The following is a 24153-nucleotide window of genomic DNA, read 5'->3' as shown; positions in this document are numbered from 1 at the left end:
ACCGATGCCCAATATTCCTAACGAAACGGCTTCGGTCTTTGCCCGGCCGCCGCATTAGACGCAATTTCTTCCAGGCGCTTCTCTCTTGTTTCCTCCCGTTTCGCAAGGACCAGCCATTGCAGCATCATTTTCTTTACCGACTTGCTCAGGCTGTTGAAAAATGCTTTGGAGCCCGCATGACGCCGGAATGCTTTGGAAAGATCGGCAGGGATCTTCAGCTCTTCCACATCATCAAGGATCGACCAGGATTCATTTTCCTTCGCTGTTTCGATACTTTTCCAGCCAGCCGGCATCATCTTTTTTTCATCGATCAGTTTCTGGACCTTTGCTTTATTGATCTTTGACCAGACACTGGTTGGTTTTCGCTTACAGAAAAACTGTTTGAACTGATCATCACCCAGCGAAACACGCGTGCTGTCGATCCAACCGAAACACAAGGCTTCATCAACGGCTTCGGAATGCGTTACGGTTGGATGGTTTGCCTTCTTTTTATAATAGATCACCCATACAGATTGCTTTGAGCGATGGTTCTTTTGTAACCATTGCCGCCATTCTTTTGCATTTGCCGGATAAAATACTTCCGTGTCTTTCGCTGTTACCATTTTATAAAAGTTAAGATGATGGATGCAATCACCATGCCCGCCAGATGATAGGTTCCGGTAATGATCCCATAGCGGATCGGGTTGGGCATATTCGGATTGATCGCGATATTCACGGTGTTGGCGAACAGATACCCGATGCCGGCAACGAATGCAAAAAACAGCGCTCCGTCAATTGTGTGTACCTGTAATGCGTTGATCAGGATCGCCGTTGCAATAATGATCAATAAGGAACAGATCATTGGCCCCACTATAAAGATCGGCGCTTTATTTTGTAAAACTTCATCCTTACGGCCGAGGGAGATTTTGTACTGGCGACTGAAAAATACTGTAAACCAAAGGGCGCCCAGCGCAGCGTATACGACAAATGCGATCAGGATGCTGATCCAGTGAAGATTTGATAAATGACCGGTCATAATTGAGTTGTTTAAAACGGTCCAACAAAACTAGAACGGAGGTCTGACAGCCCTATGTCAGGGGTGTTCGGCGGGTCAATAATTTTTATCAAAAAACTGCTGCAATGTCATTTTATGAGGAGTGAACTTTTCGGTCCGCACATCCAGCGTCGCGATCCTGTCCAACCGGAAATACCTGAATTCTTCCCGCAGACGGCACCATGCGACCAGCAGCCAGTTTTCCTGCGTACTAAGCAAAGCAAATGGCTCGATCAAACGGGTGGATACTTTACCGGTCTCATTGGTGTAGTCAATTTTGGTAAGGCAGAAATTGGTGAGTGCGAACTGGAGATCGGAGAGATTACTGCTACTGCGTTCACGGTGGAGGTTTTGTGCGAAGCGTGTTCTTTCAGCCAGCAGATTCGCTTTGTCTTTCACGCTATGCCTTAGAACAGCCTTGATTTTATCTATTGCTTCCGAATAGTCTTTGATGAATGAAGCATCTTTATTCTTCAATACCAGTTGTTCGGCAATGATCAATGCATTCGCCTGCTGTTCGGTAAATGTCACAGGCGGCAACCGGTAGTGTTCCATTAATAAATAGCCACGACCGTCTTCTGTCAGAATGGGTACACCGGCCTGCTCCAGGGCGCGGATGTCTCTGTATATCGTTCGTACACTAACAGAGAATTTTGCCGCAAGCTCCGGTGCGGTGATCATCCGTTTCGTTTGCAGCTGGGTAAGAATGGCGGTTAACCGGGAAAGACGTTTGGTATCATTTTGCTCCATCGCGCGTGAATCGTTGATCAGGTGCTAAGTACGCCATTTTGTGCGATCTGCAAACCCGTAAATCCAGGGCGAAGGCCGCCGGGATTGGCAATGGCAGAAAAAGATTCTGAAAAAAAGAGAGCAATATTTATCGTTTTTCGATAAATATTTATCATATTTGAATATCAAATAACTGAAAAAGCTATAAGATGGTTTCTACACAACTCATTTTAAGGATACTGCTTATCCTTGCCTGCATCATATTTATTGGCTTATGCATAGAAGCCGGTGGCTATCTCACCAATGCCGTGTTTGCGCTGGTTAAACCGGAGGCTGTGAAATATTTATGGAAGGAGGTTGATCTGTCAGCGCTTCTCCGCTATGATCGTTCTCACTTTTTTACGGTTGTGGTCGTCATTACCATCATCTCAGTATTAAAGGCTGTATTGTTTTACCTTATCATCAGGGTTCTTTTTAATAAAAACCTGAGTCTCGCGCAGCCATTTAATCAGCCGCTTGTCCGCTTTATCAATACTGCGTCTTTCATCACTTTGCTGATCGGGATATTCTGTACTTCCGGGATGAACTATTCACATTGGCTAAAAAACAATGGCGCGAGTTTACCGGATGTTAACCAGCTGCATTTTGACGGTGGGGACGTGTGGTTGTTTATGGCCGTAACACTTTTCATCATTGCGCAGGTCTTTAAAAAGGGAATTGAAATTCAAACTGAAAACGAACTGACTGTTTAACCAATGGCAATTATTGTAAACCTTGATGTGATGATGGCGAAAAGGAAGATGTCACTGAATGAACTTTCTGAAAAAGTTGGTTTGACCCTGGCGAATCTGTCCATTCTCAAAACCGGCAAAGCCAAAGCGATCCGTTTTAGTACGCTTGAGGCGATTTGTAAGGTATTGGATTGTCAGCCGGGAGACATCCTGGAATTTAGGGAGGACGACTTTGTCTCTTCGCCTTAACGACCTGCTACCCGGTAAGTCGCTTTTCATAAAAGCTCTTCCGGCACCGATCTCAGGTGATGATCAATTGCAGGATGAGTTCTTGCGCATAAATTACCGGTCGTTTATTCACCGCTATACTTCCGTTATTTTCCCGTTAGATCCTGTCTTTTTCCCATGGATTCCCTTTTGCATAAAGCGATATTTACAACAGAGAAATTTCTTAGTCACCGTCATTTTCAGGACTGGTGGAGGAGGGCAGTCCTGAAAAGGGCGGTGCGTTTTTTTATTGCATCTATGATCAAAAAAAGGAAGAATGAGATAGGAAATGTGGAATGATACAAATAAAAAGTGGGCGACGACAGTCAAACGCAGCAATGCGGGTGCTGTCGTATGCCCATTTCTGACCTGCGCGCGCAGCGATGAATGAATCTGCGTGCGCGGCGCTGAATGGATCGCAGCGCGCCGGCGGTAAACGGATCGTCCCGCGACACGGGTATATTACCCCGCCCCCCGGAAGTCATAAGAGCCCCAGGACCTGCTAACCTTTTACAGGATATCAATCTACGGAACCTCTGAAACCCAGTGAACCCATGAAATTTTTAAACTTTTAAACTTTTAAACTTTCCTCCCCTTCCTCCTCATCCGCAAAACGGGGCGTCCTATAAATGAAAAGCCCGCCTTCGCAAAAGCTAAGGCGGGCGGGGCGGAGACGGCGAGATTCGAACTCGCGATACGGTTTCCCGTATACACACTTTCCAGGCGTGCTCCTTCAACCACTCGGACACGTCTCCGAACAATCTGGCATTACTGCCGGATTAGGGGCTGCAAAAATACGGCTTCAAGGCTTAGAGACCGAATAAATTTTGCGCATTCAGCGAAGTCTGCTCAATAATTTTCTGCACACTCGTTTGCTTCAGATCTGCCAGCTTCTGCGCAACATGCGTGAGGTAGCTGCTTTCATTGCGTTTTCCCCGGAATGGGATGGGTGCCAAATACGGCGCATCTGTTTCCAACACCAGGTGATCCAGGTCGATTTGCTCGATCACTTTGTCGAGTCCCCCGTTTTTAAAGGTCAGCACACCGCCGATCCCGAGGTAAAACCCCAGATCGATCATCTGTTGTGCCTGTTCAACGGTCCCTGAAAAACAATGGAACACACCTTTGAGATCTCCTTTCTGATGCTCTCTGACCACCTGGATACTTTCGTCGTTTGCATTCCTGGAATGGATGGCGATCGGTACTCTATATTGTAATGCTAACTCGATCTGCCTGTGGAAAGCGTTGAATTGCTGTTCTTTAAATGTAAGATCCCAGTAGAAGTCGAGCCCTATTTCTCCCACCGCGATAAAGGTCCGGGAAGCAAAATGATCCTCTATGATCTTCAGTTCCTTTTCAAAATCGGCATTCACTGAACAGGGATGCAGCCCCATCATTGAAAGGCAGAAATCCGGGTTTTGCTCCTCAAGCTCCAGCATTGCCTCATGCGTTGATGAATCTATGGCAGGCAGCAGGATCTTGTCCAGCCCTGCTTTCCGCGCCCGGTCCAGTATTTCAGGCCGGTCATTATTAAACTGCTTCGAATAAAGATGTGCGTGCGTATCTATAAGTCCCATATTGTGCATTTGACAATTATCATTGAGAATTTGACCCCGTTCCGGCAACAAACAGTTGGAAATTTGTTTGCATAAATAAAAAATTACTTTACCTTTAAACCAGTTTTCATAGGGTACGGATTAAAAACGGGCCAGGGTTTCTACCCAGGCCCTAAATTTTTATATGAATATCAAGTTTTTATAATCAACTCCCTATAGATAAGTATTTTTACTATAGCGTGAATTCCGGAGATCCCACCGTTAATTTTTCAAATTTATATCCCTTCTTTTCGAAAAAATCCAACACTCTCGGCAAAGCAAATTGCAATCGCTTAAATGCTTTTTCGCTGTCATGAAAAACAATGACCGATCCTTTGCCTGCATTTAAAACGACGTTCTTTAAACAGTCTTCGCCTGATAAAGTTTCATCGAAATCTGCACTTAACACATCCCACATGATCACCCTGGCCTGTTCATTTTTCATTGCATCGCGTAAGTTTCGCGCCTGAAAAGAGGTGATGCGTCCATATGGCGGACGGAACATTGAAGAGTCTATATATTTACCTGCTTCAAAAATGTCAGCGAGATAATTCTTGTTGTCCGTTTTCCAACCATTCAGATGATGCTGCGTGTGATTCCCTACTGCATGTCCTTCTTCCAGGATCCGCTTATACGTTTCAGGATAAGCCAATACATTTTTCCCTATACAAAAAAAAGTCGCCTTAGCCTTCCGCTTCTTCAATTCATCCAGGACGAAACCCGTGATCTCCGGATGCGGGCCATCATCAAATGTCAGGAACAAAATATTCTCCTTGACCTTTACGCTCCATATATATGAAGCGAAGATCTTTTTTAACCACCAGGGAGTTTTGATGAAATATTTCACGGAGCGAAGATAAGCGATCGTTGACCGTTGACCGTTGTCCGTTGCCCGGAGACAATACATCTCCGTAAGGTAATATTGGTGCTGGCAGGAAACTTTTATAGAAAACGGACAACGGTCAACAGACAACGGTCAACGATCCCTGATCCCGTATCTTTGCCGCCTATGGCACAAAAAGTACGCGTCAGATTTGCTCCCAGTCCGACGGGAGGACTTCACCTGGGTGGAGTAAGAACAGTTTTATACAATTATCTTTTTGCAAAAAAGAATGGTGGCGATTTCGTTCTGAGGATTGAGGATACAGATCAAAGCCGTTATGTTGCGGGAGCGGAAGAATACATTTTCGACTGCCTGAAATGGGCCGGATTGACGCCGGATGAAAGTCCTTTGCACGGTGGCGCTTATGGTCCTTACAGACAAAGTGAGCGTAAACCGATGTACCGTCAGTATGCCGAACAACTGGTTACCCAGGGCCATGCGTATTACGCATTTGATACGCCGGAAGAATTGGAGAAAATGCGTCAGGATTTCAAAACCGAGCAGAATCCTTCTCCGCAATATGATCATACACTTCGCCTGAAAATGCGGAACTCGCTTTCGCTGACGGCAGAGGAAACAAAACAATTGCTTGCCGAAGGTGCCCGTCATGTGATCCGCATCAAAATGCCGGAAAATGAAAGCCTCTCCTTTACCGATATGATCCGTGGTGAAGTGAGCTTTGACACTTCTCTTGTTGATGATAAAGTTTTATTGAAAGCAGATAACATGCCCACCTACCATCTTGCTGTAGTGGTGGATGACTATCTGATGAAAATAACACATGCCTTCCGTGGTGAAGAGTGGTTGCCCAGTGCGCCAGTGCATGTGCTTTGCTGGAAATACCTGTTTGGGTTGGATCAGATGCCCCAATGGGCACACCTGCCACTTATTCTCGGCCCGAATGGTAAATTAAGCAAACGTGACGGTGCTAAATATGGCTTCCCGGTATTCGCCATGAACTGGACCGATCCGAAAACAAACGAGCTGACGGAAGGATTCCGTGAAAAAGGGTTTTTACCTGAGGCATTCATCAATCTCCTTGCCCTGCTGGGATGGAATGACGGCACAGAAAAAGAACTGTTTTCCAGAGAAGAACTTATACAAGCATTCAGCCTTGAACGCGTTCACAGCGCAGGTGCAAGATTTGACTATGAAAAAGCGAAATGGTTCAACCACGAATGGATCAAACAAACAGACAGCCAGTCACTACTGCCGGTAGTAAAGACCATCCTGGAAGAAAAAGGTCTTTCCACAGGCAGCGACCATTTGCTCGAAAAAGTCATTGGATTGGTAAAAGACCGCTGCACATTACTACCTGATTTTTATGATCAGTCTTCATTCTTTTTCCAACGTCCCGCAACGATCGATACAGATTCTGTAAAGCCGAAATGGAATGAGGCCAAGCAATTGTTCTTTGCCGAAGTGATCCGCCATTTCACATTGAGTGCAACCTGGGATGCCCATGAAATGGAAACCAATTTCAAAGAGATGGCTGCCGCAAACAGGATCAAACCTGGTGAAGTTCTGCTGCCATTCCGCATTATGCTGGTCGGAGGGAAATTCGGTCCGCATGTATTTGATATTGCAGCATTGCTTGGTAAGGAAGAAACGATCCACCGAATTAAAAACGCATTATCTTTATTTGCCTGATCACGTTAAACACTTGCCATGAACAGACCTGTAAGAATATTGGTAGCCAAAGTAGGATTGGATGGGCACGACCGCGGTGCAAAAGTCATAGCCACAGCGCTGCGTGACGCCGGGATGGAAGTGATCTATACCGGCTTGCGTCAAACACCTGAAATGGTGGTCAGCGCTGCATTACAGGAAGACGTAGATGCAATCGGCATAAGCATTCTCTCCGGCGCACACATGACCGTATTTCCCAAGGTAATCGAGATCATGAAAGCGAAAGGAATGAACGATGTATTGTTGACTGGTGGCGGTATCATCCCCGAAGACGATATGCAAACACTAAATAACCTTGGAGTAGGAAGGCTTTTTCCTCCCGGCACTTCCACCGCCGATATTGCAGGATACATCCAGGAATGGGTAAAAGAGCATCGAAGCTTTTAAGTTAAATAGTTCAAAAGTTTAAAGGTTTAAGAGTTACAGTTCATCATGAACTTTAAACCCTTAAACCTTTAAACTATTAAACTCTTAAACCTTTAAACTATTAAACTATTAAACTCTTAAACCACTATGCTTACTGCAAAAACCAATCCCTGTACCTGATCAGCGCTTCTATGAAATAATAGTCGCCATACGTTAACGGAACATCCACTTCAGATTTTGCAGGCAAATGTCCCACTCCATGCTTCAGCAGAAATCCTCCATTCTCCTTATACTTTGCGAGGTAATGTTTGGAGGAAAGAGTCTTCAGTGTCTTCTCTGCCGCGGCAATGTATTTTGCCCTTTCATCTCCTTCTGTGTAGCGCGATAATTCCAGCAATGCAGAGGCCATGATCGATCCCGCTGATGCATCGCGTAAAGTGTTTTTATCTATGGGAGCATTAAAATCCCAGTAAGGAACACCATCCTTCGGAAGATTTGGATGGTTCAGTATAAATGAAGCGATCTTTCTTGCCTGTTCGAGATAAGTTTTATCGTCAGTACAACGATACATCATTGTATAACCATATAAGCCCCAGGCCTGACCACGCGCCCATGCAGATTCGTTCGCATACCCCTGCGCGGTTTTCTTTTCAAGGATCTTTCCCGTAACCGGATCATACTCCACCACGTGATATGAACTGTAGTCGGGCCGGAAATGATTCTTCATGGTAGTATTCGCATGATCGATCGCAATGGCTTTAAACTTTGGTTCGCGGTATTCATCAGCCACCCAGCAAAGCATTTCAAGGTTCATCATGTTATCTATGATCACCGGCGCTTTGGGAGAAGTTAGCGAATTCCATGACTGTATCGAACTCATGGCTGGTTTGTAACGCTTGATCAGCGATTCGGAAGCTACCGCACAAACCTCACGATACGCTTCATTCTTTGTGATCTTATAGGCATTGCCAAAGCTGCAGAAGATCATAAAGCCGAGGTCATGATCCGCCGTTGAATATTTCTCTTTTTCAATAATGGCGAGGCGTCTTTCCGCTTCTGCCTTAACGGCGGTATCTCCGGTATAAGAATAGATCAGCCAGAGTGCACCGGGATAGAATCCACTCGTCCACCAGCGCGTATTGCTGGAGATAAATTTATTTTTTGTTGCATCAAATGAACGCGGCATGGAATCAGGAGCCGTTAGCGTTGCCATATAGAGATACTGCTTCGCAGCAAGTGTCATATTTTTATCGATCAGCTTTTTCATGCCTTTGGTGTTCTGCGCAGATACAGGAATGGCAGTTCCAAAAACACAGGCAAGCAGGATCATTTGAAGGGTACATCTTCGTAGCAATGAAAAATTCATGAAGGGAGGTTTTTAAGTGTCAACAAATATAATCTAATGTCAGTAAGGTAGGAAGCAAATGACTGGCCTCTCGCAATGGTGGATCTCCTTATCATAGCCGACTACCCGGGTGCAGATTGGCGTAAGGGGAACCCGGCGGACGCGACGGAAACAGCTATTGGAAATTTATTGTATTTCGCCGCGCTCTCGGCGTATCGACGCGTTCCCCCTACGCCAGCCAATTTTGAACTAAGTTAAGCCTGCACCGAAGAGAAGTTGTTGCTTCCGCTACGCTAAAACTACTTCAGCCACAGATTTCTTATTTTTGAAAAAAATGCCCATGTATTCCAGCCTTATAGTAGAGACCAGTGACAGGATCAGTACCATCACGATCAACCGCCCCGACAAACTCAATGCATTAAACAAGACAGTGATTGAAGAACTCGGAAAAGCAATTGACGAAGTGATCAACGATCCTGAGATCGCTTCAGCGATCATAACCGGAAGCGGCCCAAAAGCATTTGTCGCCGGAGCTGATATCAGTGAATTCAATTCGCTTGATGCGGCAGGAGGAAAAGCACTTGCTCAGAAAGGACAGGACCTTGTATTCTCCAGGATCGAAAACAGCCCAAAACCTATTGTCGCCGCAGTGAATGGATTTGCACTCGGTGGAGGTTGTGAACTGGCGATGTCCTGTCATTTTCGCGTAGCAAGCGAATCCGCCAAATTTGGTCAGCCGGAAGTAAATCTCGGCCTGATCCCCGGCTATGGCGGCACACAAAGACTCGTGCAGCTTATTGGAAAAGGCCGTGCAATGGAGTTATTGATGACGGGAAATATGATAGATGCGGCAACTGCTCTTCAATTCGGCCTGGTCAATCATGTGGTAAAAGCAGAAGAACTGATCGATAAAGCGCGTTCCATCCTTTCGCTTATCAATACAAAAGCACCTCTGGCTATTGCAGGCTGCATCAAAGCCGCCAATGCTGTATACAATGAAGCAGAGAACGGGTATTCAATCGAGATCGAGACATTCGGCAACCTCATTGCATCTGCCGATGCCAAAGAAGGCGCCAGTGCATTCCTCGAAAAACGAAAAGCAAGTTTCAAAGGACAGTAAGCATTTCCGGAATATGATAAGCCGCCACTTCACTAATGGTTGGCGCACCTTTTGCATCAGTAATGATAAGGCGGATACTACTTACGTCCTGCGCAGGGAATACGAGTATCCGCTTTCTTCCTATCGTTGTTACCGCAATCTTTTTTGTCTCCTGTAATCCGTTCAACAAGATCACGTGTGCTGATTTCACAAACTGTCCCTTCGTAATATCTTCCTGCAACACGACACAATTGATCTTTTTTGTTGAATCAAATTTTATCCAGACACTCGCATTTTTATGATCAGTTATTTTTTCTGAACTCTTCGTATCTCCATCCGTGAACTTTGTCAGTTTGAAGATGCTTCCGTTTGTATGTAATTCAGCAGGACTTCCAAAGGCAATGTTATTGGCAAATGATTCATCCCGCAACGCCTTAAAGCCGATCAATGATGCGGAGTCCTTTTCATTGATCAACCCTCTTCTGTCCGGGGGCACATTCAGCAGTAACGTAGAACCACGGCCCACTGATTTCAGGTAAAGATCAAATAACTGTTGCGGCGTTTTTACTTTATCATCTTCCTGCGCATGATAGAACCAGCCTGGACGGATACTTACATCACATTCCGCAGGGATCCAGTTCTTACCATTGATATTTCCGTATGATAAGGTATCTGTCGACGGAGCCCCTATACCACGTGCGAAACCTGCTGTATCCAGATAGTTCCAGTTTGTCTCCCCCGCAATTCCTTTTTCATTTCCGACCCATCGTATATCCGGACCAATATCACTGAACACAACCGTATTTGGAGCAATAGCCCTGATCGTTCGTTCAAAACGTTTGAAATCGTATACCTGTTTCTTACCATTAGGCCCTTCTCCATTTGCTCCATCCCACCAGAATTCAAAGAATGGTCCGTACTTCGTTACTAATTCTTTCATGGTATTGATGTAAATATCGTTGTAGGCGGCTGTGCCATACTGCGGATGATTTCTGTCCCAGGGAGACAGGTACACTCCGAACTTAAGTCCGTATTGCTTGCAGGCCTGCGACAATTCTTTTAGCACATCACCCTTACCGTTTCTCCATGCACTTTCGCGTACTGTATGTTTGGAGAAATTGCTTGGCCACAGGCTGAAACCATCATGATGTTTTGCGGTGATGATGATGCCTTTTGCTCCCGATGCTTTGGCAATGCGCGCCCACTGCCGGCAATCGAGCGCAGATGGGTTGAATATATCAGCCTGCTCATCTCCCTGGCCCCATTCCTTATCCGTGAACGTATTCGGCCCAAAGTGAATGAACCAGTAATATTCCATGTCATGCCAGGCAAGTTGCTGCTTTGTAGGAACGGCCTGTTTCGGCGCCTGCCCATAAACCGAAATGCAAAGCACCAGGCCAAACATGGTTATTATCACTCTATTCATGGTGTGTTGTTTGGAATATGTAATCAAAGAAAAGGCCATACAATTTATTCTACCGTCATTACTTCAGGATAATCTCAATAACGGTATCGGGCCCGGATAACTGAACGCCTTCGAGACTGATAGAAACACTGTCTTTCTGCTGTTTGAACTTAACCGATACATTATTACCCATTTGCTTAACAGAACTGATCTTCCATATTCCGGGTAATATCAATTGATTCTCTGATGGCATTCTGAACAGGTGTATATACACTCTCTTTTCTTTCTGGGTAGTAACGCCCCATGTTTGTGGAGTAATCGGGCCTTTTCTTGTGCCATATACACTTTCACCAAACTGCTTCACCCATTTGCCGGCGGTGGCAAGCGTATCCCTGAATTCGGGTTGTACCTCTCCGCTCGGCATTGGTCCAATATTCAGCAACAGGTTAGCATCTCTTCCTGCGGCGCCAACCAGTAGTTGAACCGTTTGTTCTGCAGTCTTGTATTTGCGGTCTGTGATATTATAGCCCCATGAACCGTTGATCGTCTCGCAGGTTTCCAATGGGAGTTCCGATGCCTTCTGAAAACTCAAACCGGATTTGTTTTCACCGGGAAGATCGCGCTCAAACATCTGGAAGTCCTCACCGTTGATCGGCGAAAGATGATGATTATTTCCGATCATGCATTTTGGTTGAAGGCGATGTATCAGCCCATAGATCTCATCATACTTCCAGTCAATTCTTGAAGAACGGTCAGCATCACCTTCAGGGTTTGTCTGATCCCAATGACCATCAAACCAGATAGACATGATCTCCCCGTAATTGGTAAGTAATTCGGTAAGCTGGTTCTTCATGAACTTCAGGTAAGAAGCGTAATCACTTTTTTGTGTGCGTCCGGTACCCTTTCCGGTTCTGCCTGTTTCATACGGATAATCATTCCGCGACCAGTCGAGCGTTGAGTAGTACAGACCAAGCTTTATTCCCTGTCTTCTGCACTCATCAGCAAGCATTTTCAGCACATCTTTTCCATAAGGCGTATTGGTGATCTTCCATTCTGATTGTTTGGTATCCCAGTTGGAGAATCCGTCATGGTGACGGGATACAAATACGATGTATTTCATACCTGCGTTCTTCGCCGCAGATACCCATTTTGACGCATCAAAATCAACCGGACTGAATGCGCGGAGCATCCGCTTATAGTCTTCAACTTTAATATTCCTGTTGTTCATTACCCATTCTCCATCACCAAGCATACTGGAGATCCCCCAATGAATGAACATCCCGTAGCGATTGTCACGGAATTGCTGACGCGCAGCAAGGTTCTCCGGAGTTGGGGTATATTCCTGGGAATTAACGCAAAGAGTTCCATAAATGGCAAAGGCGAGGAGAAAAAGCTTTTTCATTTTATCAGTTATATTTTATAGCAGGTAATATCCTTGTCTGGCGTAATTTCCCCTGATTTGCGAAGATCAATGCACCGATGCGTAGATTAGTTTCCAACCACAGACAGCTATCTGCGGATCAGCGAGCCTATCTCCGTAAATCAGCGGGAAACTATGCCGCAATAAATCTACGTCAATCGGCTATATAAAACCAGCTTACCGGATTACCTTTTCCCACGATATCTCCTAACTTTGCCACCCAAATCATTTTTTCATCTTTTCTCTAAATACAGATTATGGGATACAGAATCGAAAAAGACACCATGGGCGAAGTGCAAGTGCCTTCGGACGCGTATTATGGTGCGCAAACTCAGCGTAGCATCGAGAACTTCCAGATTGCACAGGATATCAACAAAATGCCAAAGGAGATCATCCGTGCATTTGCCTATCTCAAAAAAGCAGCAGCGATCACCAACCAGGAAGCAGGTGTGCTGCCCAAAGAAAAGTCTGATCTGATCGGACAGGTATGCGATGAGATCCTCGAAGGAAAACTGGACGCTTACTTTCCATTGGTGGTTTGGCAAACAGGTTCCGGTACACAAAGCAACATGAACGTAAATGAAGTAGTGGCCTATCGCGGACATGTGATCAAAGGCGGTTCACTTACTGATAAAGAGAAATTTCTGCACCCTAACGACGATGTAAATAAATCACAGTCATCCAACGATACTTTTCCAACAGCGATGCACATCGCGGCATATAAGATCCTGCTGGAAACAACGATCCCCGGCATCGAAAAGCTGCGTAATACGCTTGCAGAGAAAAGCAGGAAATACATGAACGTGGTGAAGATCGGCCGCACTCACTTTATGGATGCCACTCCGCTTACCGTGGGACAGGAATTCAGCGGATATGTATCACAACTGGATCATGGTCTGAAAGCGATCAAAAATACTTTGCCGCACCTGAGTGAACTCGCCCTTGGAGGTACCGCCGTTGGTACGGGCATCAACACACCGAAAGACTATTCGGTCAACGTTGCAAAGCATATTGCCAGCCTGACCAATCTTCCTTTCATCACCGCTGAAAACAAATTCGAAGCACTTGCAGCGCACGATGCCATCGTGGAAGCTCATGGTGCATTGAAAACTGTGGCAGTTAGTTTGATGAAGATCGCCAATGATATTCGCATGCTTTCTTCAGGGCCAAGAAGTGGTATAGGAGAATTGTTCATTCCAGACAATGAACCAGGTTCATCTATCATGCCCGGCAAAGTTAATCCTACACAATGCGAAGCGCTGACGATGATCGCCGCGCAGGTACTGGGTAACGATGTTACTATTAATATCGGTGGAGCTACCGGTCATTTTGAACTGAATGTGTTCAAGCCGGTGATGATCTATAATTTCCTGCACAGTGCGCGCCTGATCGGTGATGGTTGTGTTTCCTTTAATAATAAATGCGCAGCAGGCATTGAGCCGATCGAAGCGAACATCAAAAAACACGTTGACAATTCATTGATGCTGGTTACCGCGTTGAATACAAAGATCGGTTACTACAAAGCGGCAGAGATCGCACAGACAGCTCATAAGGAAGGAACAACATTGAAGGAAATGGCAGTGAAACTGGGATATGTTACTCCTGAAGAGTTTGATGCATGGGTGATCCCGGGAGATATGGTTGGCGAGATCAAATAAACTTGTGATAGAATCAAAGGCGAAGGCCGTCTGTTTTTCAGGCGGCCTTCTCTGTTGTTAGTGCTCAGGTGGAATTGATCTGCTGTTATCAAGAATGCACAACAACGGCCGGCTTAACAGTTAGCACACAATCGTATTTTTTCGATCCTGAAAACTATTATCACGATTTTCCATTCATTTTTCGGCAGGCTCTATTGCATAATCCAGTAAAAACTTCCATTTTAGCATTCGTAAAAGTTAAATCCGAATCTATGAAAGAAACAAAACACTCTTATATTTCAGCTTATCCCCTTAAGGTAATGGAGCAGGCGGTGGCGGGAGAACCCGGAACAAGAAATGACCAGGCTGCATATCTGAAGGAATTGCTGGATAGCAGAGCTAAATCGATCAGCCGTATAAGAGTCTCTCCAATGGCTGACCCTTACAAAGCGCCCGTCAATGATTCGCTGATCAGAACGAGCATCCCTTCCTGATCACATTTATTTTGCCCTTTACAGGTAACTCACGGTAGGATCTATCGTGGTTTTACGATACTATTAAAAAGCCCCTTTGAGGGCTTTTTTTATTGGAAATGTGTAATAGCCTGCAAATGTTCCATCTATAAGGCAAAAAATAAAATAGCAAGGAGAATATGCAATAAAATTACTACTGTCCCGATGAGAAACCTGTAGTGAATACACGCGCTTGATAATGAACAAAGTACTATTGCTTTCCATTGCTAATCCATGTATTTTGGTGGCTGTTAATCCATCTATTGAATCACCCTAATCCTGCTTATGAAAACAGCTTTACATCACACATCTGTTCGGGCGTCTGGCAAACGGCGGACATTGCTGCACTGTTTTCTTGCGTTATGCGTATTACCGTGTGTTGATGCGTTTGCTCAACCAACCGTAACCACCGGTAAGAGCTTCGTTAATATCAGCCGGCCCAATGGCGGAACATTCCTTCCTGGAGACATCATCGAAGTAAGGGCAACCATTGCCGTGATCGGAGGAGGTACTACCGCTGCAACCCGGCTGAATAACCTGCGCTATAATGACACGATCAACCTCACGAAGTTTGAGTACATTGATAATTCACTGCAGATGATCTCCAATGAAGGTCGTTTGCAGACTGCTTATTCCGACAATGCAGATCTGGACTCAGGGCATATCCATAAATCGTCAGGCCGTATCCGTTTCAACATCGGTAACAGCGCAGGCGCTGCGGACGTAACAACACAAGGAGAATCAGGAACTGGCTCGGGTCGTTTATGGGGTAGTGGAGGAATGAGGCCCTCCTTCTTCGGAAGTACCTGTATCCGTGTCTATGCATTTCGGGTAAGAATAAAAAATGACGGCAGTGTAGCTGTTGGTGAAACGATCGATATGCCTGCCGGTAACTTCAGGTATAACCGTGGTTCAAGCGGCTCTTTGTCAAGCTCTGATTTCACACCCTATAAGATCAGGATCTCTCCTGACTATGGCCTTTGCGCCAATGCTGCCGGATCAAACGCGATCGTCGGCGAATCAGGTGGAACATTCGGATCCGGTACGGCGCAGAACAGGGCCGGAGGTACTTCATTCGTACCGTTGCCTTATACGATGCTCGACTTCGGAGCAAATACACCAAACGATAACTACTATGGCCTTGCCAACACCACCAGTACTGACGGGACTGTGAATCCCAATGTCAATTACTCGTCAGGATCAGGAAGCGGTTCGCGCGTGTTCGGTGTCTGGGATATCATCGGTGACCATACAGGTGCAGCCGACCAAACACTTGGCAACTGGCCGGGAACCGGTGGTTACACTGTTGTGGTAAATGCCAGCTACGAAACAAACAGAGCGTTTACACAGAATATCAGTGGTCTTTGCGAAGACACCTACTACGAATTCTCTGCGTGGTTCAGAAATATCTGCCGCCGATGCGGTTGCGACTCCAGCGGTAAAGGATCCACAGTTCCTGGCTACAGACCTGGCCCCAGCAATGACTCCTCCGGTGTACGCCCCAACCTCAACTTCCAGATCGATGGCGAAGATGTTTATACCAGTGGTAACATCGCTTACACCGGCACATGGGTTAAAAAAGGTTTCGTGTTCAAAACAAAAACCGGCCAAACCAGTATGACCGTAACCATCCGCAATAATGCACCTGGTGGTGGTGGTAACGATTGGGCAATTGATGATATCGGGGTTAGAACCTGCTTACCCAACATGAAGTACTCACCCACAATGACCCCCACTGTTTGCCAGGGAAGTCCCTTCAAAGTAACAGATACGATCCGATCATATTTTGACAACTACCGCTTTCATCGCTGGCAAACAAGTATGGATAACGGCGTGACGTGGACAAACGTTTCCGCTGTGATAGACAGTACGCCACACTACAATGCCGCTTTGAACATGTACGAATACTGGAGTTCTTATATCAACCCGCTGATCACCGTAGCGGATAATGGACGCCGATACAGGTTAGTGATTGCAACCAGCACAGCCAACCTTACCAATAACTCCTGCCGGACCACGGATGAAATGAACGGAGTTACCCTAACAGTGAATGATTGCGGTGGAACGCTGGCCACGAAATTCCTGAACTTCAGTGGATCCGTTCACAATAACAAGAGCGTGCTGAAATGGACGGTCACCGGCGAAGAGCAAGATGCGATCTACGGCATCCAGCGAAGTGCTGACGGAATCAACTACGCCAGTATTGCGACAGTCAATGGAACCGCAACATCGGGTTCAGATCAGACATCATACGCCTTTACTGACCCCGAAGATCTGACCAGGAAAATGCACTATCGCATCTTTGTTCAGACAAAAGACAACCGGGGAACGTTCTCACGCACATTACAGCTTGAAGCAAAACAATCTCCTTTTGCCTTTATTTCAGTCGTCAATCCATTCCAGCGTGAACTGTTCTTTGACATCTCTACTGATCGCAATGGAACAGCTAAAGCAGAACTGATCGACAACATGGGGAAAACAGTTAAACGGAAAACACTTGAACTTCGTGAAGGTGTTAATCAGCTTTCCCTGGCTGAAACAGACGCTCTGCCAACCGGAATCTACATCCTGAGAGTTGAATGCGGAGGAATCGTGATCACCAGGCGCGTGTTAAAGCAGGCACATTAAAAGACCCTGATCAACTGTGAGGAATAAAAAAAGCGCCCCGGATATAGAACCCGGGGCGCTTTTTTTATGTATTCAATACTTTCAATGATCAGGATACCTGCACTTTATCACTTACTTCCGCATTCGTCTCAACTGTCTGATGCTGATCTGCATCATTCTTTTTAAACAATCTCTTCTGGAAAATAAACAGCGTGATAACGCCAACAGAGATTGAAGCGTCCGCGATATTGAAGATCGGGCTGAAGAATTCAAAGTCCTCGCCTCCAACAAAAGGAACCCATGAAGGATAGGTAGACCGGATCAGGGGAAAATGAAGCATATCCACCACACGGCCATGCAAAAAACCGGCATATCCTTTTTCAGGGAACATTTTTGCGACATACGAATAAGAACTGTCTTCGAAGATCATTCCATAGAACATGCTATCGATCAGGTTACCCAATGCGCCGGCATAGATCAGCGAAGCACAAATGATAAACCCTTTACTGTAGCCCTGCTTAACGATCCGACCGAGATACCAGGTGCCAAATATTACCGCGCCGAGGCGAAAGAGCGTAAGTGCCATTTTGCCCCATTCGCCGCCAAATTCCCAGCCCCAGGCCATTCCTTTATTTTCAATAAAGTACAATCGAAACCATGTCAGCCCCGTCACGTGTGTATCGCCAAACGGGTAACTGGTTTTGATCCAAATCTTGAGTACCTGGTCTGCCAGGATAATAAGAACGATTAGAAGGATAGCATTTCTAAGCTTCACTATATCAGGTTTAAGTAGCAAATATAAGGGAACCCGGGAGATCGTTCTTCGTTCACGGCAGTTTAGGGTTTACACGTAAGTTCAAAGCCGGTTGTTTTAATTTGATAGGGGACAAAGAAATGCCTCCAGGGGTAATAGTCACCGCGTCATCTCTCTCTTTTTTAGGTGACCTTTCGACCTGTTGCCCGGCCGCGAAAGCAGATCGGGGAGTCGGGCCAATAAGGAAGATCATCAATCAGAAAAAATGAGGTAACGATTAGTCCCAAGTGGGATTCCTGGAATCCTCTGATAATAAAAGTGTCCAAACATGTCGAACATGTTGTTCGATATATCTGATGCCGCTTTCTTAATGAATGTGCGAAGTCTCCCCCTTCGGGCTGCCGTGTACCCACATTTTTCCTTTTATATGACCGAATAATTTCTTGATAGCTTGATGGCGTAAAGGAACGCTGCGGACGCGGCGATACGCGACGCGCGCGGCGAATACAAAGTCTGCTATGGCTGTTTTCGCTGCGTACGTCGCGTATCGCCGCGTCCGCAGCGTTCCTTTACGCCATTCAAATACTTATGGGTACACGGTAGCCACCAAGGGGAGATTTAGAGGGGGCCCTACGCCAGGCCGCCAGCAGAAATCAAGATTCCTCGAAGTAAACCCTTTTCACCCGTTGTGATATCCCGGTCAGGATCTCGTAAGGAATGGTTCCCGCCCAGGTGGCGAGTTGCTGTACTGGTATCTCCTTACCAAAGATGATCACCTCATCTCCCTCCTGCACACCCGGAATACCGGTCACATCGATCATCGTCATATCCATGCAGATCGTCCCAACAACAGGCGCATCATGCCCACGGACATGCATTTTACCAGTCCCATAGCCCAGTTTGCGCGAATAACCATCCGCATAGCCGATACGTACCGTCGCAATTAATGAATCTCTTTCAATCACTCCTCTTCTGTTATAACTGACCGTTTCTCCGGCTTTCAGCTGTTTCAACTGCGCAATCGTTGTTTTTAAAGTGGTCACCGGTTGTAACCATGACTGATGAACCGCTGCGCTGTCAACACCGTACATGCCAATTCCCAATCGCACCATGTCCAATTGCAATTCAGGCAAACGAAAGATCGCGCCTGTATTGGAAATATGCCTCAGAAAAGGATAACCGATCCGCGACAGGTTAGCCGCTGCCTGTTGATACCGGGCATACTGCCCCATCGTATATGCATCTTCGCCCGGGTCTTCACTTGCTGCAAGATGCGAAAACACCGATTGCACTTTCAGCAATGGTGAAGCGGCAAGTATATCCGCCAGTCGCTCCGTATCGTCAACCGCAAAACCAAGGCGGTTCATGCCGGTCTCGATCTCTATATGTACAGGATATTGTTGCAATCCTTCATTTTCAAGAAAACCCTGGAATGCATGCAGCATGGCAAATGAATAAATATCCGGCTCCAGGTTATGCTCAACGATCGACTCAAATGCAGTTACTTCCGGGTTCATCACCATGATCGGAAGCGTGATGCCAGACTTGCGCAACTCCACCCCTTCATCAGCATAGGCCACACCGAGGTAATCGATCTTATGATACTGCAGGATCCCGGCGATCTCCGCCCCCCCACTACCATAAGCAAAGGCCTTTACCATGGCCATGATCCTTGTGGACGGTTTTAATTGCTGCTGGTAGGCTTTCACATTACTGACCAATGCATCAAGATTGATCTCCAGCACTGTCTGATGTACTTTCTGCTCAAGCAACTGAACGATCTGCTCAAACCCGAAGACACGGGCCCCCTTTATCAGGATCGTCTCTTCTTTAAATTGCAGGGAAAGAAACTGACGGATATAATCTGCCGTGGAAGCATATAATTCTATTACAGGCAACTCCGTTTCGTTTACGGCAATTCGCTGTAATGCGGCAGAGATATGCTCCCCGATACCGATCAACCTTGTTACGCGATGTTTCTTAAGCGTATCAATGATGAATGGATAAAGGTTCCCGTCATCAGCTGCACTTTGCAAAAAATCTGACAGGATAACCGTCTTTTTTGAATTGTTTGTCTGCTGATCGAGAAAGTTCAGCGCGATCTCAAGTGAATCCAGGTCGGCACTATAGCTATCATTGATAATAGTGCAATGATTGATCCCTTTCTTCAGTTCAAGCCGCATATTCACTGGCTGAAGAGAGCGCATCCCCCTGACCAGGGTCTGACTATCTTCTCCGAGTTCCATCGATACTAAAAAACAATGTACGGCATTCTCTATCGATGCATCATCCGTAAAAGGAATGCTGAAGACCATTTCTTCACCTGGAAACTTCAGCGATATTTCAGTAGTGTTTTTCTCTTTTTTGATACCGGTAAGCAATACATCATTTGCCTCCTTCTTCCCCCAAAGGATCTTGCGTTTACCGGACGCATTTATAACATCAGCAACTCCCTCATCATCTCCATTGGCAATGATAAGCGAGCTGTGCGCAAACAGCAGCATCTTTTCCTTTAGCTTCTGCGAACGACCTGCGAACCCTTCACTGTGCGCTTCACCGATATTGGTCAGAAGACCAATATCCGGCCTGATCATCGCCTCCAGCTTTTGCATCTCACCTGGCTGGGAAATACCCGCTTCAAATAAACCGAGATTGTGATGTTCATTGATCTGCCATACACTGAGGGGCACCCCGATCTGTGAGTTATAGCTTTTCGGACTGCGAACGATGTTAAAACGCGAGTGAAGCAATTGATACAGCCACTCTTTAACGACGGTTTTCCCATTGCTTCCTGTAATCCCTATTACCGGAATATTGAACGCTTCGCGATGATAGGTGGCCAAACGTTGCAGAGCGATCTGTGTGTCATCCACAAGCAAAAAAGCAGCCTGCGGATAAGCGGCGGCATCTACCGGCGTGCTTATCACAAAACTGCGAATGCCTTTCTTATATAATTCCGGAATGAACTGGTGTCCGTCACGCCGTGGACCTTTCAAAGCGAAGAACAGTGCCGTAGCCGTAGCATAAACTTTCCGGCTGTCCAGCAGCAATTGTTCTATCACCCTTTTATCTGCGGTAGAAGGGGATCCGATAACACCTGCGATATGATCTAATGTATGTTTCAAACGGAGATTTGTTGCCGCCCTTTAATACACTTCGTCTTCCTTTACTTCTTTGGGCAGGCCTTTTTTCTTAATAAAAATGGAATAGAAGATCGCGCCGGATATACAGACCAGGATCACACCAAGCGAGATAAATACCTGGGTCGGTTTATCAAGATACTGGTTGATCCATTTCTCAGCAAGCATTTTTGCGCCAATGAACACGAGTACGATCGCAATGCCATGTTGCAGGTAGTCAAACTTGTTCACCGCACCACGCAACAGGAAGAAAAGCGAGCGCAATCCGAGAACGGCAAATATATTAGACGTATAGATAACCAGTTTGTCGCGGGAGATCCCCATCACTGCCGGTATGGAATCCAGCGCAAATACAAGGTCGATCGCCGCCAGCATAATGATCACCACAAAGAGGGTCGTGTACCTGCGCCGGCCATTTTCCTTTACCGAAAACTTGCCGTCCCCATCATGGGGCACCAGCGGCAGTACACGCTTCAACAGCCTGTACATTTTTGTTTCATGCGGATCAAATGCTTCGTCCTGGTTTGCGGTAAACATCTTGAACCCTGTATACACAAGGAATACCCCGAAAATATATAAGATCCAGTGAAAACGATCTACCAGCGCAACACCTACTGTTATAAAAACGATACGGAAGACAATTGCCATCAGTATCCCGATCAGAAGAACGCGGCCGTAATGCTTTTCTTTAACACTGAACGAAGCAAAAATGAGGATGAAGACAAAGATATTATCAATACTCAGACTCCATTCCATCAGGTAAGCACTCAGGTATTCAAGTGCCAGGGTCTGGCCATTTTCTATCCACATGAAGACGAAGAATGCGAGCGCAAGACCAACCCAGAAAAACGTTTGGTATAAAGCCTGCCTGATCGTCACTTTCTGATTTTTCTTACTCAACAAGCCCAGGTCGAAGACCAGTGCAAGTACTAAAACACACCCAAACACGAGGTAGGTGATCTGATCAGTTGTCATTCATGAAGAAATTAGGTAGCAAAGATACTGCTGGACAATGAGATTCTTGAAAGAGGTTGGGCTCTTGGAGGATAATGAGGTAATATAAAGCAACCAACCCGGTATCATTCCGGCACCGGGTTTCAGCAGGTAGCACCCTTGATCACATCACCCCCATCACGTCACCCGGAACTTACGCTATATACTTTCTTTTCCTGATATACTGGAATATAAATCCTGCTATGATCACGAGGATCACAGGCAGACCTATATTTAAGAATTGCCACATAACTCTGTTCTCTTTCACCTTTTGAGAATCAAGCAAGCGAAGAACAATATCCTTATTGCGGGTTTCGCTGATCGCCGGATTATTCACCAGGTACTCCACACAGGTTTGCAGGAACTCCCGGTTTGCCACTGGAACGAAATAGCGGCCTGCATCCGTTTGCCGCTCGCTTTCACGATAAGTATATCGGTTCCAACCCATTGGAAGAGGTTGCGGTGGATTGCCGTTCTCGCCGGGAAGCATATCGTTCAATACGATATCACCGTCACCCACTACGATGATCTTTCCAGGTTCGGTCCCTTCACCACGAAAGTCCACACCCACTGCCGCAAGGCTGTCTCGCTGCGCCTGCGAAGCACGGTTCCGGTATAAGGAAGTGAATTTCCCTTCCAGCATCATCGCCACGGGGATCCCGTTTTTATTGAATTTCGCATCCTCCGGGGTATTCCTGTTCTCATTGAAACTGATCAGCGCTGGCGTGCTGATCGTGCGTGAATGCGCCGAAGAAGCCAGCAATACCGTCTTTTTAATACCCGGCACCTGTATCGTATCGATGGAATTGGCAAACCTGCTGCCGATATAACCAGGGATCTTACTCATTATCTGACCTGTACCCGGCGAGAACAAGGGATAGTAGTTCCATCGAAGAAACTCCATCTGCGGATTATCCGCCGTGCCGCCGACAACCAGCGGGATCATGTCGCACTGAAGGTCCATGATGAGATCTGGATTCACGCGCAGACCATAACGGAAGAAAAGATCGGTGAGGTTAAGGTTACGGTCATATGCGATCGTTTCAGGTTTGAATGAGAGACTATCCTGCTCCGCGATCAATGCGTCCATAAAACAAAGCAACTTTCCTCCCCGCATCATATACTGATCGATCTTCAATTTTTCCTGCTCCGTAAATTGCGTGATCGGTTTAACGATCATCAGCAGGCCCATGCTATCAGGGATCGCAGGGAAGTTCTGAAGATCAAACATCCGGAAATCATATCCTTTACTGAGCGTCTGGCTAAGATCCCAGGCTTTATAATTGGTAGGCTCTCCGTTCCCGACTGCATAACCAATGATCGGCTGGCGGTTCTGGCTTAAGTTGTCGAGTGTCTTTGCAAACTGGTATTCCATTAATGCCTCCGCACTGTTGATCTCCTCCTGGGAGATCCGGCCGCTTGCACCGGGATATAAATTCACCAGTGCCTGCCGCCCATTGTAACGCATGACGGCAACAGGAAATATTATGTTACTGCTTTGACCAGCATCTTTCTGTACGGTAAGATTGATCGGCACAGCACCCATATTCACCAGCGAGTCTCCGAACATCACATCAGATCCAGGGATCTTCTCCTGCGGAGAAACAAACCTGTACTGGATATTTGATCCGTTCCGGTCTTTCATCAGCTGCAGGAACTCCTGGGTACTGTTTGCAAGCTTGCGAAACCCCGACGGGAACTCTCCCTTCAGAAAAACATCGATCTCCACAGGGCCGTTCAGATTGCCCAATAAAGAACTGGTTGCGCCACTGAGCGTATATCGTTTCTCTTTCGTAAGATCGATCCTTGTATGCAAAACAGACGCCGCAAGATTGATCATCACAAGCGCAATGATCAACCACAGCCATCCCAGTTTTGATGTAATAATGTTATCTGTTAGTTTGCTCATGCTGCAGATCCGGTTTTATCGGTAGCTAATGATATTGGT

At 46.2% G+C, this 24153-nt stretch carries 20 protein-coding genes and 1 tRNA gene; 8 read left to right on the top strand and 13 right to left on the bottom strand.

All coding sequences use genetic code 11. The features are described 5' to 3' along the window. Positions 1 to 17 precede the first annotated feature (17 nt). The 3 genes from LZZ85_RS10185 to LZZ85_RS10175 form a co-directional block, all read right to left on the bottom strand. Positions 18 to 602 (bottom strand): YdeI/OmpD-associated family protein, encoded by a 585-nt coding sequence (locus LZZ85_RS10185; protein WP_237871273.1) that lies wholly within the window; start codon positions 600 to 602, stop codon positions 18 to 20. Then, entirely contained in the window at positions 596 to 1015 is a 420-nt protein-coding gene (locus tag LZZ85_RS10180; RefSeq protein WP_237871271.1) for a DUF1761 domain-containing protein, read from the bottom strand. The genes LZZ85_RS10185 and LZZ85_RS10180 overlap by 7 nt, the downstream gene beginning before the upstream one ends. A gap of 75 nt (positions 1016 to 1090) precedes the next feature. Further along, positions 1091 to 1783: a helix-turn-helix transcriptional regulator gene (locus LZZ85_RS10175; protein ID WP_237871269.1), complete on the bottom strand. Its 693-nt coding sequence runs from the start codon at positions 1781 to 1783 to the stop codon at positions 1091 to 1093. Positions 1784 to 1971: 188 nt separating this feature from the next. Here LZZ85_RS10175 and LZZ85_RS10170 point away from each other — a divergent pair, with 188 nt between their 5' ends. Continuing rightward, positions 1972 to 2514, top strand: a complete 543-nt coding sequence (locus tag LZZ85_RS10170) for a DUF2975 domain-containing protein (RefSeq protein ID WP_237871267.1) — start codon at positions 1972 to 1974, stop codon at positions 2512 to 2514. A gap of 3 nt (positions 2515 to 2517) precedes the next feature. After that, positions 2518 to 2742, top strand: a complete 225-nt coding sequence (locus LZZ85_RS10165) for a helix-turn-helix domain-containing protein (RefSeq protein WP_237871265.1) — start codon at positions 2518 to 2520, stop codon at positions 2740 to 2742. A gap of 686 nt (positions 2743 to 3428) precedes the next feature. Here LZZ85_RS10165 and LZZ85_RS10160 read toward each other — a convergent pair. The 3 genes from LZZ85_RS10160 to LZZ85_RS10150 form a co-directional block, all read right to left on the bottom strand. Beyond that, positions 3429 to 3515 (bottom strand) — tRNA-Ser (locus LZZ85_RS10160). Between the two features lie 54 nt (positions 3516 to 3569). Beyond that, positions 3570 to 4337, bottom strand: a complete 768-nt coding sequence (locus tag LZZ85_RS10155; protein ID WP_237871263.1) for a TatD family hydrolase — start codon at positions 4335 to 4337, stop codon at positions 3570 to 3572. A gap of 211 nt (positions 4338 to 4548) precedes the next feature. Next, the gene (locus tag LZZ85_RS10150; RefSeq protein ID WP_237871261.1) at positions 4549 to 5262 is read right to left on the bottom strand and encodes a polysaccharide deacetylase family protein; all 714 of its coding nucleotides are present in this window, start codon (positions 5260 to 5262) and stop codon (positions 4549 to 4551) included. A gap of 102 nt (positions 5263 to 5364) precedes the next feature. Here LZZ85_RS10150 and gltX point away from each other — a divergent pair, with 102 nt between their 5' ends. Then, the gene (gltX, locus tag LZZ85_RS10145) at positions 5365 to 6888 is read left to right on the top strand and encodes a glutamate--tRNA ligase (protein WP_237871259.1); all 1524 of its coding nucleotides are present in this window, start codon (positions 5365 to 5367) and stop codon (positions 6886 to 6888) included. A gap of 18 nt (positions 6889 to 6906) precedes the next feature. Beyond that, a complete protein-coding gene (locus LZZ85_RS10140) occupies positions 6907 to 7314 on the top strand; it encodes a cobalamin B12-binding domain-containing protein (protein WP_237871257.1) in 408 nt (135 codons plus the stop codon). A 130-nt stretch (positions 7315 to 7444) separates the two neighbouring features. Here the strand turns inward: LZZ85_RS10140 and LZZ85_RS10135 are convergent, their stop codons facing one another. Then, positions 7445 to 8659 (bottom strand): glycoside hydrolase family 88 protein, encoded by a 1215-nt coding sequence (locus tag LZZ85_RS10135; RefSeq protein ID WP_237871255.1) that lies wholly within the window; start codon positions 8657 to 8659, stop codon positions 7445 to 7447. Positions 8660 to 8978: 319 nt separating this feature from the next. Between LZZ85_RS10135 and LZZ85_RS10130 the strand changes: the two genes are divergently transcribed. Continuing rightward, positions 8979 to 9758 carry an enoyl-CoA hydratase/isomerase family protein gene (locus LZZ85_RS10130; RefSeq protein WP_237871253.1) on the top strand — a complete coding sequence of 260 codons (780 nt, stop codon included), beginning with the start codon at positions 8979 to 8981 and terminating at the stop codon, positions 9756 to 9758. Here LZZ85_RS10130 and LZZ85_RS10125 read toward each other — a convergent pair. Together LZZ85_RS10125 and LZZ85_RS10120 are read right to left on the bottom strand one after the other, a co-directional pair. Next, positions 9745 to 11163, bottom strand: a complete 1419-nt coding sequence (locus tag LZZ85_RS10125) for an alpha-L-fucosidase (RefSeq protein WP_237871251.1) — start codon at positions 11161 to 11163, stop codon at positions 9745 to 9747. The genes LZZ85_RS10130 and LZZ85_RS10125 overlap by 14 nt on opposite strands. A 58-nt stretch (positions 11164 to 11221) precedes the next feature. Continuing rightward, the gene (locus LZZ85_RS10120; protein ID WP_237871249.1) at positions 11222 to 12544 is read right to left on the bottom strand and encodes an alpha-L-fucosidase; all 1323 of its coding nucleotides are present in this window, start codon (positions 12542 to 12544) and stop codon (positions 11222 to 11224) included. Between the two features lie 275 nt (positions 12545 to 12819). Here LZZ85_RS10120 and fumC point away from each other — a divergent pair, with 275 nt between their 5' ends. From fumC to LZZ85_RS10105, 3 genes are all read left to right on the top strand, one after another. Beyond that, a complete protein-coding gene (gene fumC / locus LZZ85_RS10115) occupies positions 12820 to 14220 on the top strand; it encodes a class II fumarate hydratase (protein ID WP_237871247.1) in 1401 nt (466 codons plus the stop codon). Positions 14221 to 14471: 251 nt separating this feature from the next. Next, entirely contained in the window at positions 14472 to 14693 is a 222-nt protein-coding gene (locus tag LZZ85_RS10110; protein WP_237871245.1) for a hypothetical protein, read from the top strand. A 303-nt stretch (positions 14694 to 14996) separates the two neighbouring features. Beyond that, positions 14997 to 17339: a T9SS type A sorting domain-containing protein gene (locus tag LZZ85_RS10105; RefSeq protein WP_237871243.1), complete on the top strand. Its 2343-nt coding sequence runs from the start codon at positions 14997 to 14999 to the stop codon at positions 17337 to 17339. A gap of 88 nt (positions 17340 to 17427) precedes the next feature. Here the strand turns inward: LZZ85_RS10105 and LZZ85_RS10100 are convergent, their stop codons facing one another. From LZZ85_RS10100 to gldG, 4 genes are all read right to left on the bottom strand, one after another. Then, positions 17428 to 18093: a lipoprotein signal peptidase gene (locus LZZ85_RS10100; protein ID WP_237871241.1), complete on the bottom strand. Its 666-nt coding sequence runs from the start codon at positions 18091 to 18093 to the stop codon at positions 17428 to 17430. A gap of 632 nt (positions 18094 to 18725) precedes the next feature. Continuing rightward, the gene (locus tag LZZ85_RS10095) at positions 18726 to 21197 is read right to left on the bottom strand and encodes a bifunctional UDP-N-acetylmuramoyl-tripeptide:D-alanyl-D-alanine ligase/alanine racemase (RefSeq protein WP_237871239.1); all 2472 of its coding nucleotides are present in this window, start codon (positions 21195 to 21197) and stop codon (positions 18726 to 18728) included. Between the two features lie 21 nt (positions 21198 to 21218). Then, positions 21219 to 22187 carry a TerC/Alx family metal homeostasis membrane protein gene (locus tag LZZ85_RS10090; RefSeq protein WP_237871237.1) on the bottom strand — a complete coding sequence of 323 codons (969 nt, stop codon included), beginning with the start codon at positions 22185 to 22187 and terminating at the stop codon, positions 21219 to 21221. 172 nt (positions 22188 to 22359) lie between these two features. Further along, entirely contained in the window at positions 22360 to 24114 is a 1755-nt protein-coding gene (gene gldG / locus LZZ85_RS10085) for a gliding motility-associated ABC transporter substrate-binding protein GldG (RefSeq protein ID WP_237871235.1), read from the bottom strand. Between the last annotated feature and the right edge of the window lie 39 nt (positions 24115 to 24153).

The sequence above is a fragment of the Terrimonas ginsenosidimutans genome, assembly GCF_022012415.1.
GTDB lineage: Bacteria > Bacteroidota > Bacteroidia > Chitinophagales > Chitinophagaceae > Terrimonas_A > Terrimonas_A ginsenosidimutans.
The sequence above is the reverse complement of the archived record's forward strand: the minus strand, read 5'-3'. Positions and strand labels throughout refer to the sequence as shown.